Source organism: Nocardia sp. NPDC101769 (assembly GCF_044766925.1).
In the GTDB taxonomy this organism is placed as follows: Bacteria; Actinomycetota; Actinomycetes; order Mycobacteriales; family Mycobacteriaceae; genus Nocardia.
The window spans coordinates 205776-219215 of sequence record NZ_JBIWMX010000013.1 but is presented as its reverse complement, the minus strand read 5'-3'; the positions used below and the strand labels follow the sequence as shown (position 1 = coordinate 219215).

Here is a 13440-nt window from a genome sequence, read left to right as displayed (position 1 = left end):
CAGCAGTTGGCGATGCAGAACATCGAGTTGCTGAATTCGGTGTTCGAGGGTGTGGAGCAGGCCAGGAAGAAGATCGTTGTGACGTGTGCGCATTGCTTCAATGCGCTCAACAACGAGTACCCGCAGGTGGGTGGCAGCTATGAGGTGGTGCATCACACCCAGTTGCTCAACCGTCTGGTGCGTGGCAAGGCGTTGGTGCCGGTGTCGCCGGTGGCGCAGAACGTGACCTACCACGACCCGTGTTATCTGGGTCGGCACAACAAGATCTACAACGCGCCGCGTGAGCTGATGGAGGCTTCGGGTTCGACGCTGGTCGAGATGCCACGCCACGGTGAGCGTTCGATGTGCTGTGGTGCGGGTGGTGCGCGGATGTGGATGGAAGAGCAGCTCGGTAAGCGCATCAACATCGACCGCGTCGACGAAGCATTGGACACTCTCAAGGGTGGCAACGAGCCGTCGATGATCGCGACCGGGTGCCCGTTCTGCCGGGTCATGCTCACCGACGGTGTCACCGCCCGCAAGGATGGCGGCCAGGTCGGCCAGGGCGTCGAGGTCGTCGACGTCGCCCAGCTGATGTTGCAGTCCATCGACCGTGTCGAGGCCGCGACCCTGACCGAGAACCTGAAGGTCGTCCAGCAGCCGAAGGTCGAAGAGCCCGAGCCCGAGCCGGTCCAGGCCGCGGCTGCCGAGGCTGTGGCCGAGGCCGCGCCGAAGGCCGTTCCGACCGGTGGTGGTCTGGGTATGAAGGGCGGCGCGAAGGCTCCCGGCGGCAAGGGCCTGGCCATGAAGGGTGCCGCCAAGGCTCCGGGAGCGAAGGCCGAAACCGCTTCCGCCGCTGCGGTTCCCGCCGAGGCCGAAGCCACCGAGGCTGCGGCGACTCCGGCCGCCAAGCCGGGTGGGCTGGCCATGAAGGGTGCCGCCAAGGCTCCGGGTGCCAAGCCCGCCGAGGCCGCGCCGGCCGAGGCTCCGGCGGAAGCCGCCGCCCCGACCGCCGAGGCTGGCGCTGCGTCGGCCCCCGCCGCCGAGGCCAAGCCATCCATCGCGCCCAAGGGGCTGGCCATGAAGTCGGGTCTCAAGCGTCCCGGACCGAAGGCTCCCGGCGCTGCGGCCCCTGCCGCCACCCCGGCTCCGGAATCGCCTGCCGCCCCGGCCGATTCGGCTCCCGAGGCTCCGGCCGCCGAGTCCGCCCCGGCCGCTTCGGAAAGCAACGGCACGTCGGAGGGCAACGGCACGTCGGAGTCCAATGGCTCCGCCACGCCGCCCGCCGCCAAGCCGGGTGGCCTCGGCTTCAAGTCGGGCATGAAGGCCCCGGGCAATAAGAGCTAGGTTCGGGCCGAAAGGGCGAGCAGCGGAACCGGATCGACGTGGGCGGCGCTACCGAGTGGTAGCGCCGCCCACGTCGTTTTCGTGACCCGGCTCAGGGGAACCGCTTCGCGATGGCGGTCGCGATCTCATCCGGTGCGTGCTCCTGGATGAACTGCTGTGCGCGGGGCAGTTCGACCACTTCGAGATCGGTGAATGTCTCACGCATTCGGGGGATGTGGGCCTTGGGGCGGTACACCATGTCCCGCATTCCCCACACCAGCAGCGTCGGCTTGTCGGCGAGTATGGCGGAGACGTCGCGGGAGAGCTGCTCGAGGAGCGGACGCGCGTCACGAATCTGCTTGGCGATCACGCCGAGTCCGCGACGGGCCGCGGGGGTGGGCTGTACCGCACGATAGTGGTCGATCTCGGCGGCACTGAGCTTGCGCCCCAGCTCGCCGAGCAGCACGCGCTCGACGAGGAAGTTCTTCTCGAGCACCTGCCGCTGCATGAAGGGGGTGCGGATGAGCCTGCTGAATGCCTGATTCGCCACGGCCTCGGGCGGCCAGAACGTGGTGTTGCCCAACACTATTCCGCGCAGCCGATCCGCGCGTGTGATGACCGCGCCCAGGCCGATGGGGCCGCCCCAATCGTGACCCATCACCACGAAGTCCTCGAGCCGCAGGTGATCGATGAGCTCGCCGAGGATCGATATGTGCTCGGCCACCGTATAACCGAAACCGTCTGGGCGCTCGGACAATCCGAAGCCCAGGTAGTCGACGACGATACAGCGGTACCGGTTCCGCAGTTCCCGCACGACGTGGCGGTAGAGGAAGCTCCACGTCGGAACACCGTGGCAGAACAGGATTGTCGGCCCGGCCCCCTCGTCTGTGTAGTGAACCCGACCCGCTGAGGAGTCGAACCAGCGGGACTCGAAGGGGTACAGGTTCTTGTCGGGAACGAAGTCGATCAGCATGGGAACCTCTCTGCGTTACGAGACAACCTCTGATATACCCGGTTACACGCAATCATGTGAATTGCCAGCAGTTTTGGTTGTACAACGGCCCGTCCAACTGATGAAGGCAGCGGTTGGACACCCTTGGGTGACACCGGATTTCGCTGTATGCTCACGTCAGTGGAATCGTAATACACCGTATAGGCATCGGTCGGGTGTATGCCGGGTGGCAATGGTTTCCGTTTCAGGAGTTGGGGTCCGGAGCGGCCAATGTTCTCAACTGCGCATGACGAGTGAGCTGTTTATCGTGGCTGTAACTATTTCTATACCGACACTGGAAGAATTTCTTGACAAGTCGGCGGCGGAGCGAATCGATTGGGTGAATTCGTCCGAGGGATTGACGGCGGGGATCCGGGGACGACTCGAGCTGTTCCTTTCCTTCGCACGCCCGCGTACCTGCCTACCGGGAATGCTGGCCTTCTGCCTGTCCATCAAAATGCTCGGCCTGTCGATCGACCTCGACGTGCTGATCGGCTTCGCGATCACCTTCCTGTACAGCGCGGTGGCCAACCTGTTCAACGGCTACTCCGATGTCGCGGAGGACAATGAGAACCTGCCGGCCCGTCTGTATCTGCTCGGTCTCTACGGCCGACGGCGGCTGTTGCGGAGCGCCTATGCCGTGTGCCTGCTCATGCTGGCGCTGGCGGCGCTGGTGGGCCCCATTTTCCTTGGGATGACTGCGATCTGCGTCGTCATCGCACACCAGTACTCCTTGCCGCCCTTCCGGGTGAAGGCGAGGCCGATCTTGTCGATCGCCCTCTTCGCCCTGGACGTCGCCTTTCCGTTCCTGATGGCTCCCGCCGTCTCGAAGCACGGACCGGCGGTGCTCGGAAACTGGCCGTTCATCCTCATGGCCGTCTATCTGTTCGCCTGGTTCGCGGCCAAGGGTCTGGTGAAGAACCTGCCCGATTATTACGGCGATCGAAATGCCGGTCTGGTCACCTCGGCGACCCTGAGCCGGACCCGGCTGCGTGCGGCGATCGTCGCCGCGGCCGGGACGATCGTCGTCTACTCGGGCCCGCTGTTCCTGGTCGCCAGTGGACAATTCGCGGAGAAGTATCTGCTGACCCTGCTGTGGTTTCCGATTGTTTGCGTGCAGTGCGCCCGGATGATTCTGCGCGATGACAGCCAATCGGCGAACAATATGCTTCGTGCCGACATGGTGGTGTCGACGGGATATCTGTCGACCTGGATCCTGCTGGTGGATCCGTCCGTTTCTTCGGTCAGCATCGTAATCGGTTCGCTGATCATCATTTTCCTGATGGATGCGTTGAAGCTCGATACCCGCAGAAAGAAGGACGTCGCGTAATGGATGCGGTGGAAAGGCTGATGAAGGCGCGCGCGGGCGCCGTGTGGAACGAGTACCGCGCGGAGGAGGGGGATGATTATTCGGCTGTCGCGCTGGACCTCTCGAACAATGCGCTGCCCTTCGCTCCATTGCCGAGCGTCCGCAAGGCGATAGAGGCGGAGGTGGACCGCGCGGCGGACTATCCGGCGGCGTCGTATGGAGCGCTGCGGACGGCCATTGCCGATTTCGTGGGCTGCGGCCCCGATCAGGTGATCGTCGGACCGGGCAGCGTCGGCGTGCTCGGCTACGTCCTGCGCCGAGTTGCCGGGGACGACGGCCGAGTCGTCTTCGCGGTTCCGGCCTTCGACGCCTACGAGCGAGTCGTGGTGGACGCGGGCGGTACGGCGATACCGGTGTCGGGCACGGAGTTTCGATGGCAGCCGCTGGATGCGATGGTGGCGGCGGCCGGGGACGACGCGGCGGCGATCCTGATCTGCTCGCCCCACAACCCGACGGGTGAGCCGGTGGGTCCCGATGAGATCGAGATGGTCCTCGCGGTGGTTCCGCGGCACACGGTCGTGGTGGTGGACGAGGCGTATATCGACTTCGACCGCACCGCCGATCCTTCGGCGATGTTCCGGCTGGCTCGCTCGCACCGGAATCTCATTGTCCTGCGGACCTTCTCGAAAGCCTATGGGCTGGCGGGCCTGCGCGTCGGATACGCGGTCGGCAACAGCGAGTTGATCGGCGCATGTCGCACTGCCGCGGTGCCTTTCGGCGTGAATCGGCTGGCGGTCGCCGCGGCGGTGGCGGCGCTGGAGGTCAGCGATGAGCTCGCCGGGCAGGTCGATTCGGTCGTCCACTGCCGAGCGGCATTCAGCGCGTCGATTCGCGAACGCGGACTCACCGTGCCCGAATCGCGCGGCAATTTCCTCTGGGTGCCGATGCGGCATCCGGCGCCGCTCGTCGACCGCTTCGCCCGGTCGGGGATCGCGGTCCGGGAATATCGCGACCTCGGCGTCCGAATCACCGTGCCCGCACCGGAACACCTGGACCACGTCGTCGAAGTCTTCGCGGACGGATACGGCAGCCGAATGGAGGCAAGCGCATGCCACAGATGAATCCACACCTGGGGGCCGATCTGCTGGGCCGTCCGCGCTTCGCGGACGCCCTGGTGGATCGATTGGTCCGAAACGATGTGCGCTACCTGTTCGGAATGCCCGCGGAGTCGGTGAACTGCCTGGTCGACGCGGTCGGGCGACGTGACGAGATCGGATTGATCGCGGTTCGCCACGAGAGCGCGGCCTCCTGGATGGCCGTCGGCTACGCCCGCGGGTCGGGCACCGTCGGGGTGTGCTTCGGCACGGCCGGTCCCGGCGCGACGCATTTGCTGCCCGGCGTATACGAGGGGCTCTACGACCGCGTGCCGGTGCTCGCGATCTCCGGACAGGTCCACCTGGGCGATGTTGGGACGCAGTCGTTTCAGGAGATCGATTCCGCGCGGCTGTTCCGGGACGGCACCTGGCGGTCGACCGACATCATGTCGGCCGACCAGATAGGCGTGTTCGATCAGATCGTGCTGGCGGTACGCCTCGAGCAGACCTCGGCGCACGTCGCCGTTCCCTCGGACCTGCTGAACGCACCGGTCGGCGAGCGCGAACAGCCGAGCCCGTACCGATTGGACCGGCGCGGCGCCACGAAGGTCGACAAGAAACGTGTCGACGATCTGGCCGACTATCTCTGCGCGAACCCGACATCGATCGTCCTGGGTTCCGGCAGTAGGGAATCCGTCGATCGTGCCCGCGTTCTCGCACAGGCGCTCGGCGCTCCGCTGCGGGCCCTGCCCGAGTCCGGAATCCCGGAGGCACTGGTCGCTCCCGTCGATGACGAACCCCTGTCGGCGGCCGACGACACGGTATTGCTGATCGGTAGGCCGACCGTCGGCGTGCAGCGGTACTTCCCCGCGGCCGAGATCCTCATCGAAGTCACCGATCTCGCGACATCCGGGTTCGATACCGGATGTCAGCGGATCGGAATCGCGGGCGATATTCCCGCGATTCTGGACTCCCTGACCTCCGCGGTGTCGAGCCGCCGGGGCACACCGGAGCACTCGTCCGAAACCCCGCGCGACGAACAGGTGTCCGGCGGATGGGCGGTTCTCGCGCAACGGCTTTCGGGTACCTCGGTCGCCGTCGACCCCGGGCCGATACAGCGGCTCGCGCGCAGATATCTGAGTTCGCACGCGGAGGTCCACAGTGCGTGGAATCTGGCGGCCGAGGGTTCGGCGCTGCCGATGTCGATCGGACTCGCGTTGGCGGCCGACGATCGGTGCTACGCGCTGACCGAACTCGCCTCTCTCGACCAGTACATCGCCGAGCTGTCCACGGCCGCGCGCTACACGGTTCCCGTCACGGTGATCTGCCGTGCGGAATCCGGTGCGACGATCCGGGATCTGGCCCGGGCCTTCGGAATCCAGGTGTTCTGGGCTGCCGACGCCGGCGAGCTCGAATCGAAGCTGGCAGCGGCGGCGAATGCGGACGGGCCGTCGCTGATCCTGACCTCCGCACTGGAAGTGGCAGCGGCACTGCGGGATCCGATGCCCCGCGCCGATGTCGTCGAGTTCGCGGGCGATCTGCTCGAGGCGATCGCGGGCCGTGGGATCGACTCGGTGTATCTGTCGAGAACCAGCTGCGCGCGGCTCGGCCTGGCCGGTGATCCACGACCGGGTCTCGACGTGCATGTCGTCGCCGATACCCAAGCCGCGGCGATGCGTGCGACCGCGGCCTTCAAGTCCGTGGGGATGGCGTCGTGTGCCGTAGTGACCTCTCCCGCAGAGCTTCTCGGGCAGTTGAACGGCCTGTACGACGCCTCGTTCGACAGCGCCTCGGTGCTGCTGATCTCCTTCGAGGTCGACCGCTGGTTCCTGGACCCGACGGAGGTATTGGGGGAGATCTCGGCGATATCGGTAGTGCTGGACGGCACCGCGAAGGATTCGACGCGCCTGCAAGACGCGCTGCTGACCGTCGCGGGCGGGGGCAAGGGGGTGACGCACATCCATGTCTCCCACTCGGCACTGCTGGCGGGCGACAGTGCGGCGCTCGTGGACGCCGCTGGCGGACTGGACATTCCGACGTCATTGATCGGCCTTCCCGGTAGCACGATGGCCGCACCGCAGGAGATCGCCCGGGCGGCGGAACTCCTCGCGGCGGCCGAGAACGTCTCGATCATCGTCGGTCGCGGTGCGGCGGGCGCGCGGCGTGAACTCATCGAGTTGGCGTCACGCACGGGCGCTCCGCTCTACTGCACGATGGGCGCGTTGGCCGCGAATGTCGTGGGCGACCACTGCGCCGGTCTGGTCGGGACCTCCGGCCATGACGAGGCGATGCAGAACATTCGGCAGAGCCAGCTGGTGATTCTGGTGGGGGTGTCCTGGCGCGGCTCCGCATTCGAGCTCGCCGGGGACGGTCCGGTGATCTCCGTCAACGCCGATCCGCTGACCTTTCTGCGCCTCCCACCGGATTCGATCGGTTTGCTCGGCGATGCCCGCGAGGTGCTGGAGGAGCTGATCGGATCCTCGAATGATCCGGTCGCCCTGGCGAATACGTTCGAACACGGCACGGCGGAGCGCACCGCGCCGCGGGAGGGCAAGCGGCAACTGCTGGCTGTGACGGCCGCGCAGATCATCGATTACGAGCTCGCGCGAGCCGAGCGCCCATCGACCTTGAGCGTCGACGTCGGCATCAACACGCTGTGGGCCTACCGCTATGTGCGGTCGGCATCCAGATACCTGTGGACCGCATCGTTCGCCACCATGGGATTCGCGGTGCCCGCGGCAGTCGATGTCGCCGTACGGAATCCGAAGGAAATCTCGGTGGCGATCGTCGGCGACGGCGGGATCGGCATCACGCTGGCCGAGTTGCGCAATGCCGCGAAGGCCGAGTCGACGACGGTGATCGTCGTCTTCAACAATGGCGCGCTCGCGGCCATCAAGTTCGAGAGCTGGATCATGGGCTGGCCCGATACGTCCTCGGAATTCGCACCCGTCGATTTCGCGAGCTTCGCGCGGCACTGCGGGCTCACCGCCGTGACGGCGCGGAGCTCCGAGGAGTTCGGGAACGCCTTCCGCGCAGCGCTGCACACCGACGGTCCGACGCTCATCGACGCGCGCATTCCCGCGGTGGAGGCTCCCGCGCTGGCCGGGCGCATCCACATCCGTCAGGTGGTGGGACTGCTGTCGGGCTGGATCCGGGACGGCAAGGCCGCGAGATCCGGCGCCTGGTCGATGGTGAAGGCGGTCGGCGCCGACGTAATCAACGACGTAATCAATCGGAGAGGAGGGATCTGAATGGTCGGGACACGTCCTGCCACGCCCCAGGCGATGTTCACGAAAATAGCCCCGCGCTATGACCTGGTCAATTCGGTCATGACACTGGGTGGCGACACCAGGCTGCGCCGCGACGCGGTGCGCATGCTGCGGCTCGACACCGGTGCCAAGGTGCTCGATGTGGCCGCGGGGACGGCCGCGATCGCATCCGCGCTGGCCGCCGAATACCGCTTCCCGATCTCCTACAGTGCCGTCGACCTCAATGAGCAGATGCTGGAGGTCGCGGAAGCCAAGCTGGCGCGGTTGCGGCGCGAGCACCCCCGGAGTGCGTGGGATCAGATGCGCGGCAGCGCAGAGGATTTGGCCTTCGAGTCGTCGACCTTCGACGCCGTCGTCATGTGCTTCGCGCTCGATGACATGGATGACCCGGCGGTCGCGCTCGCGGAGACCACGCGGGTGCTCCGCGCGGGTGGACGCTTTCTGCTCATCGAACTCGCCCTACCGGACAACAAGCTGTTGCTCGAGGTCATGAAGCTACGCCTCCTGGTGATTCGGAGAATCGCCGAGTTGTTCGGTTCGGATCCGGTCGCGCACATGACCAGGGAAGTGGAGTCGGACCGGGGCGCGGAATACACGGTATCCCGTTGCGAGAGCGCCGGTCTGACGTTGGACGCGCAAGCGCGGTACCACGGTGGCCTGGTTCGTGCCTACGTCTTCCGCAAGTAGAAGGATTCTCCATGTCCAAACAATGCCCGCACGTCGAGGCGCCGAAGGTGCACTCCGCTACCAGTCTGACCAGCCGACGTTTCTCGAATGAGCACCTGCCCGGACCGCCGGGGCATCGCATTATGGGTTCATACCCCGAGTATTCGAAGGATCGCAACAAGTTCTTGCGGGATGCGGTCCGGCAATACGGAGACGTCGTCCGAATCAAGCTCCCGCTTCGCGACCTTGTCGTACTGGGCAATCCGGAAGACGTGCACAAGGCGATGGGCGACACGTCCGGCGACTACAGCAAGTTCGGAAATTATCATCCTGTGCTGGCGAAGCGGCAGAACGGGCTGTCGTTCATCGAGGGTGAGATTTTCAGGGAGCGTCGCCGAATCGTCAGTCCGCTCGTCACGCGAGACGGCCTGAAGAATACATTTCAAGCCAACGTCGATGCCTACCTACAGACCCTCGATGCGAATATTGCCGCGGCGACCGGCGCCGACGGCGTGACCGATCTGCAAGAAGTGATATTTCAGACGCTCTTGCGAGGCGTGCTCAAGCAGACGTACACCGAGCCCTTCACCCCCAAGGAGATGAAGGAGTTGCACGAGGGCATGGCGACCTTCACCAAGTTCCTCGGATCGACGCTGAAGATCGCTGATCCGCCGAATCTGGTGCGTCCGTGGGGTCCGTACAAAATTCGGCCGTGGACGGTGTACTCCGCGGCGATGATTGTCAAGAATCGTGTTGTCGAGCGACAGAACTCACCCGGTTTGGGAACCTATGGCGATGTCTTGGACGGCATGGTGCTCGGGTACAAGAAACTGAAGACCCCCATGACCTTTTGGGACCTTTGTTTCGATGTGGCGACCATGACCAGCGCATCGTATGGCACTACCGCCGGCGCCATCACCCAAACGGTCGTTCGCACTCTCCTCGACGCCGAGGCGACGGATCGCCTGGTGGACGAGTGTGGCACGGTCGATCTGTCGCAACCGACCATCGAGTCGGTGCGCAGCCTGCGTTGGGTGAAAGCCTGCTTCGAGGAATCGATCCGGATGCAAGGGTTTCCGCTGCTGCTACGCTTCACCGCTGCCGGGGCGAACTTCCAAGGGTTCGATATCGCGCCGAATACGATGCTGGGAGCTCCCATCTCGACGATCCACCGCGATTCACGTTGGTGGACCGATCCCGACACCTTCGATCCCAATCGGTTCTACGACGAGAGTAAACGGGTGGATCAACCTCGCCTGCTGCATTTCCTCGCGTGGGGCGCGGGTCCGCACCGATGCACCGGCGCGCAACTCGGATACCTGATCGCGCCCTACCTCGTCGCCCTGATCTTGAGCCAGTACAGGGTCGAGATTCCGCCGAACTTCACGCTGCACGAGGACACCGGCCTGGCACCGACGATCAAGGGCGGATTCCGCGTTCGATTGACGCGACGTTAAAAGCATTCAGCCGAAAAGAATCTGAGAGAGGACTAGATGAAAATGGCAGAACGGTACGATATCGCGGCGCCGATCTACGACCGGACCGCCTGGGTCCTGTCGCTGGGCGGCATCGACAAACTGCATCCGGCGCTGGTCGAGGGACTGGACCTGTCCGGCAAGACGGTGGCCGACCTCGGATGCGGTACCGGACTGGCCTTCCCGGCCTTGATCGAGGCGATCGGTCCGTCGGGCCGGGTGATCGGGTTGGACAACAATGCCGCCATTCTCGCCAAGGCGGAGAAGCGGGTGGTGTCCAACGGCTGGGGCAATGTCAAGCTCGTGGTCGACGATATCGCGACGACGCCGCTGCTCAAGGATGTCGACGTGGTGTTCAGTTGCATTGCGATGAGCTGTGTTCCGGACCCGTCGCAGAAGCTGGGCGAGTTGCTCGCGAACCTGAAGCCCGGCACCGGCGTGCGCATCATCGATGCCCTGCCGCGAACCTCCGGATTCGGGTACCCCGCCATCAATGGGTACAACTTCTTGAAGTCCTTCATCGTGGGATCCCACTACAAGAAGCTCGAGCCGTTCGAGCGGGTTTTCCGTGAGCAGCTCAGCGATGTGGTCGTCGACAGCGTGCACGGCGGCATGTATACGCGGCTCACCGGCGTCAAACGTGCCTAGTGTCCATGAGCTGAGCATCGATTGCGGCACCAAGAAGTTCGCCGACAATCCGGTGCTGGACCGGGTGGACCTCTCGATCGAGCGCGGCGAGTTTCTCGCCGTGCTCGGCCCGAGCGGCAGCGGCAAGTCCACGCTGCTGCGGGTGCTGGCCGGTTTGGAGGAGCTGACCACGGGCACGGTGAGCTGGAGCGCGGACGGCGCTCGTCCGCGCACGGGGGTGGTGTTCCAGCAATCCCTGCTGCTGCCGTGGCTCACCGTCCTCGAGAACGTCTCGCTGGCAGGGCGATTCACCGCTCATCGCCACGAGTTCGACCGGGAGTACCCGGCGACGCTCCTACGGCGCTTCGGACTGGAGGGCCTGTCGGGCAGATATCCGAGCGAGTTGTCGGGCGGTCAGGCGCAACGGGTGGCCGTGCTGCGCGCGGCCGCGACCCGGCCGCGCCTGCTGCTGCTCGATGAACCCTTCAGCGCCTTGGACCCGGCGACGCGAATCGACCTGCGGCGGTGGCTGGGAGAACTCGTCACCGAACTCGCGGCCACGGCCGTGCTCATCACCCATGACGTGGAGGAGGCGATCGCGCTGTCGGATCGGATCGTGCTGCTCGACCGGGGCAGGATTCGCCGGGAATGGCGGGACGTGCGGACCGGCCGCGATACCTCGTCGCTGCGTGACGACATTCTCCAGCAGTACCACCCGGACGAGGTCGCGGTTCCTTGACAGCCATTTCGAGACGTCACCTGCTGACCGGGGCGACCGGACTCACCGTCGCCGCCGGGCTTTTCGGCTCGGCGGACCTGGTGCACAGCGCCGCGACCGCGGGGCGGCGGCGTGAGAGCGCGCTGCGCATCGGCTACCTGCCGATCACCGACGCGGCGCCATTGTTGATCGCGCATTCGGCGGGCCTCTACTCGTCACGATCGGTCAGTGGCGGTAAACCCGTACTGTTCCGAAGCTGGGCCGGGCTGGCGGAGGCGTTCGTATCCCGTGAGATCGACGTCGCGCATCTGCTGATGCCGATGGCCCTGCAACTGCAGCGGGTGCTGGGCGCCGGGGTGCGAGTGCTGGGCTGGAACCACACCAATGGCTCGGCACTGACCGTCGCGCCGGACATCACGGATCTGGGACAGCTGGCGGGCAGCCAGGTCGCGATCCCGTTCTGGTGGTCGATCCACAATATCGTCCTCCAGCAGTTGCTGCGCGCCCACGACCTCACCCCGGTGGTCCGGCGCGGGGCCTCGCGATCGCAGCGCACGGTCGAACTGATCGTCATGAGCCCCTCGGATATGGTTCCCGCCCTGGCGAATCGGTCGATCGTGGGCTACGTGGTGGCGGACCCGTTCAATGCCATCGCGCAGATCAAGAAGATCGGTCGAATCCATACCTTCCTCGGTGACGTGTGGCGTGAACATGCCTGCTGCGTCCTGGTCACCAGGGACGACGTGATCGCCGCGCGGCCGGACGCGGTGCAGGCGGTCACGGATGCGGTGGTCGCCGCGCAACTGCGGATCACCGGGGACCGCGATCGCGCCGCGGGTGCATTGACCTCGGGCGGCTATCTGCCCCAGCCGCTTCCGGCGGTGCGCACCGCGCTCACCTACCCCACGCCGCCCTATGGTTTGCGGCATCCCGACTGGTCGCCGCACCTGGTGGGATTCCAGCCGTACCCCTTTTCCAGCTTCACCCGCAAACTTGTCGAGGCCATGCACGACACGGTGGTCGACGGGGACCGCGGCTTTCTGGACGACCTGGATCCGACAACGGCGCACCAGGGGCTGGTGGATGACACGTTCGTGCTGAATTCGATTGCCGCACAAGGCGGAACACAGGCCTTCGGACTGCCCGCCGATCTCGTGAGAACCGAACAGGTGCAACTGCTGTGACCTCAACCTTCGTTCGATCGAATCCCTTGGCGCGCAGCGTATCCCGGTCGGTCGTCGCCAGACTGTGGCCCGCGGCGGCGGCCATCGTCCTGACCGTATTTCTCTGGTGGCTGGCGACAACAGTGCTGTCGCCGCAGCATTCGCTGCTGCGGCAGACCGCCCCGCAACAGGTGTTCCCGGCGATCGTCGACCTGTACCGGCGCGGTGTACTCGTCTCCGATGCGGCGATCAGCCTGTGGCGCTTGATCATCGGCTTGGCCGTCGCCATGGTGATAGGTGTGCCCATGGGTCTGCTGATCGGTCTGAATACCCGGATCGAGCGGGCATCGACGCCCGTGGTGCAGTTCCTGCGCATGATCTCGCCGCTGTCGTGGACGCCGATCGCAGTGGCGCTGTTCGGGATCGGCAATCAGCCGGTCTATTTCCTCGTCGCCGCCGCGGCCGTGTGGCCCATCCTGTTGAACACCGTCTCCGGGGTGCACGCGATCGACCGCGGCTTTCTGGACGTGGCGCGGTCGTTTCACGCGACCCGCGCGGAACAACTGTGGGTCGTGATCATTCCGGCCGTGCGCGATCACGTCCGGACCGGCCTGCGGCTGGGCCTCGGCACGGCCTGGATCGTGCTGGTGCCCGCCGAGATGCTCGGCGTGCGGTCGGGTCTGGGCTATCAGATCCTCAATGCCCGAGATCAATTGGCCTACAACCAGGTTGTGGCCATCATCCTCGTCATCGGCGTGCTCGGATCCGCGGTGGATTTCGTGGCGAGCCGACTTCCCGGGCGGACCTTCGACAAGTAAAGGAT

The 13440-nt window shown here is 65.4% G+C and carries 11 protein-coding genes; 10 read left to right on the top strand and 1 reads right to left on the bottom strand.

The genetic code is table 11. The annotated features are described in order from the left end of the window. Window positions 1–1326 (top strand): (Fe-S)-binding protein (locus ACIRRA_RS21885; RefSeq protein ID WP_402770843.1); only part of this gene is annotated, 1326 nt, incomplete at its 5' end. Between the two features lie 91 nt (window positions 1327–1417). Here ACIRRA_RS21885 and ACIRRA_RS21880 read toward each other — a convergent pair. Next, window positions 1418–2278 carry a haloalkane dehalogenase gene (locus ACIRRA_RS21880; protein WP_402770840.1) on the bottom strand — a complete coding sequence of 287 codons (861 nt, stop codon included), beginning with the start codon at window positions 2276–2278 and terminating at the stop codon, window positions 1418–1420. Between the two features lie 265 nt (window positions 2279–2543). Between ACIRRA_RS21880 and ACIRRA_RS21875 the strand changes: the two genes are divergently transcribed. The 9 genes from ACIRRA_RS21875 to ACIRRA_RS21835 are packed head-to-tail and all read left to right on the top strand — an operon-like array spanning window position 2544 to window position 13435. After that, on the top strand, window positions 2544–3626 hold the full coding sequence (locus tag ACIRRA_RS21875) for a UbiA family prenyltransferase (RefSeq protein ID WP_402770837.1): 1083 nt from the start codon (window positions 2544–2546) through the stop codon (window positions 3624–3626). Further along, complete coding sequence (locus ACIRRA_RS21870; protein WP_402770834.1) at window positions 3626–4726, top strand: aminotransferase class I/II-fold pyridoxal phosphate-dependent enzyme; 1101 nt, start codon at window positions 3626–3628, stop codon at window positions 4724–4726. The genes ACIRRA_RS21875 and ACIRRA_RS21870 overlap by 1 nt, the downstream gene beginning before the upstream one ends. Continuing rightward, window positions 4714–7950, top strand: coding sequence for a thiamine pyrophosphate-dependent enzyme (locus ACIRRA_RS21865; protein WP_402770831.1), 3237 nt, complete (start codon window positions 4714–4716; stop codon window positions 7948–7950). Before ACIRRA_RS21870 ends, ACIRRA_RS21865 begins: the two co-directional genes overlap by 13 nt. A gap of 33 nt (window positions 7951–7983) precedes the next feature. Beyond that, the gene (locus ACIRRA_RS21860) at window positions 7984–8655 is read left to right on the top strand and encodes a class I SAM-dependent methyltransferase (protein WP_402770828.1); all 672 of its coding nucleotides are present in this window, start codon (window positions 7984–7986) and stop codon (window positions 8653–8655) included. 11 nt (window positions 8656–8666) lie between these two features. Next, a complete protein-coding gene (locus ACIRRA_RS21855; RefSeq protein ID WP_402770825.1) occupies window positions 8667–10091 on the top strand; it encodes a cytochrome P450 in 1425 nt (474 codons plus the stop codon). 42 nt (window positions 10092–10133) lie between these two features. Then, window positions 10134–10757 (top strand): class I SAM-dependent methyltransferase, encoded by a 624-nt coding sequence (locus tag ACIRRA_RS21850; protein WP_402770822.1) that lies wholly within the window; start codon window positions 10134–10136, stop codon window positions 10755–10757. 16 nt (window positions 10758–10773) lie between these two features. Then, entirely contained in the window at window positions 10774–11475 is a 702-nt protein-coding gene (locus ACIRRA_RS21845; protein WP_402770901.1) for an ABC transporter ATP-binding protein, read from the top strand. Then, window positions 11472–12638: an ABC transporter substrate-binding protein gene (locus ACIRRA_RS21840; RefSeq protein ID WP_402770819.1), complete on the top strand. Its 1167-nt coding sequence runs from the start codon at window positions 11472–11474 to the stop codon at window positions 12636–12638. The genes ACIRRA_RS21845 and ACIRRA_RS21840 overlap by 4 nt, the downstream gene beginning before the upstream one ends. Before the next feature lie 26 nt (window positions 12639–12664). After that, on the top strand, window positions 12665–13435 hold the full coding sequence (locus tag ACIRRA_RS21835; RefSeq protein WP_402770898.1) for an ABC transporter permease: 771 nt from the start codon (window positions 12665–12667) through the stop codon (window positions 13433–13435). Window positions 13436–13440: the final 5 nt, after the last annotated feature.

What these genes read in the sequence shown, in the direction of transcription:
- ACIRRA_RS21875 (WP_402770837.1), top strand. Translation starts at nt 2,544, where the DNA reads ATGACGAGTGAGCTGTTTATCGTGGCTGTAACTATTTCTATACCGACA.
- ACIRRA_RS21850 (WP_402770822.1), top strand. Translation starts at nt 10,134, where the DNA reads ATGGCAGAACGGTACGATATCGCGGCGCCGATCTACGACCGGACCGCC.
- ACIRRA_RS21865 (WP_402770831.1), top strand. Translation starts at nt 4,714, where the DNA reads ATGCCACAGATGAATCCACACCTGGGGGCCGATCTGCTGGGCCGTCCG.
- ACIRRA_RS21880 (WP_402770840.1), bottom strand. Translation starts at nt 2,278, where the DNA reads ATGCTGATCGACTTCGTTCCCGACAAGAACCTGTACCCCTTCGAGTCC.
- ACIRRA_RS21870 (WP_402770834.1), top strand. Translation starts at nt 3,626, where the DNA reads ATGGATGCGGTGGAAAGGCTGATGAAGGCGCGCGCGGGCGCCGTGTGG.
- ACIRRA_RS21855 (WP_402770825.1), top strand. Translation starts at nt 8,667, where the DNA reads ATGTCCAAACAATGCCCGCACGTCGAGGCGCCGAAGGTGCACTCCGCT.
- ACIRRA_RS21860 (WP_402770828.1), top strand. Translation starts at nt 7,984, where the DNA reads ATGTTCACGAAAATAGCCCCGCGCTATGACCTGGTCAATTCGGTCATG.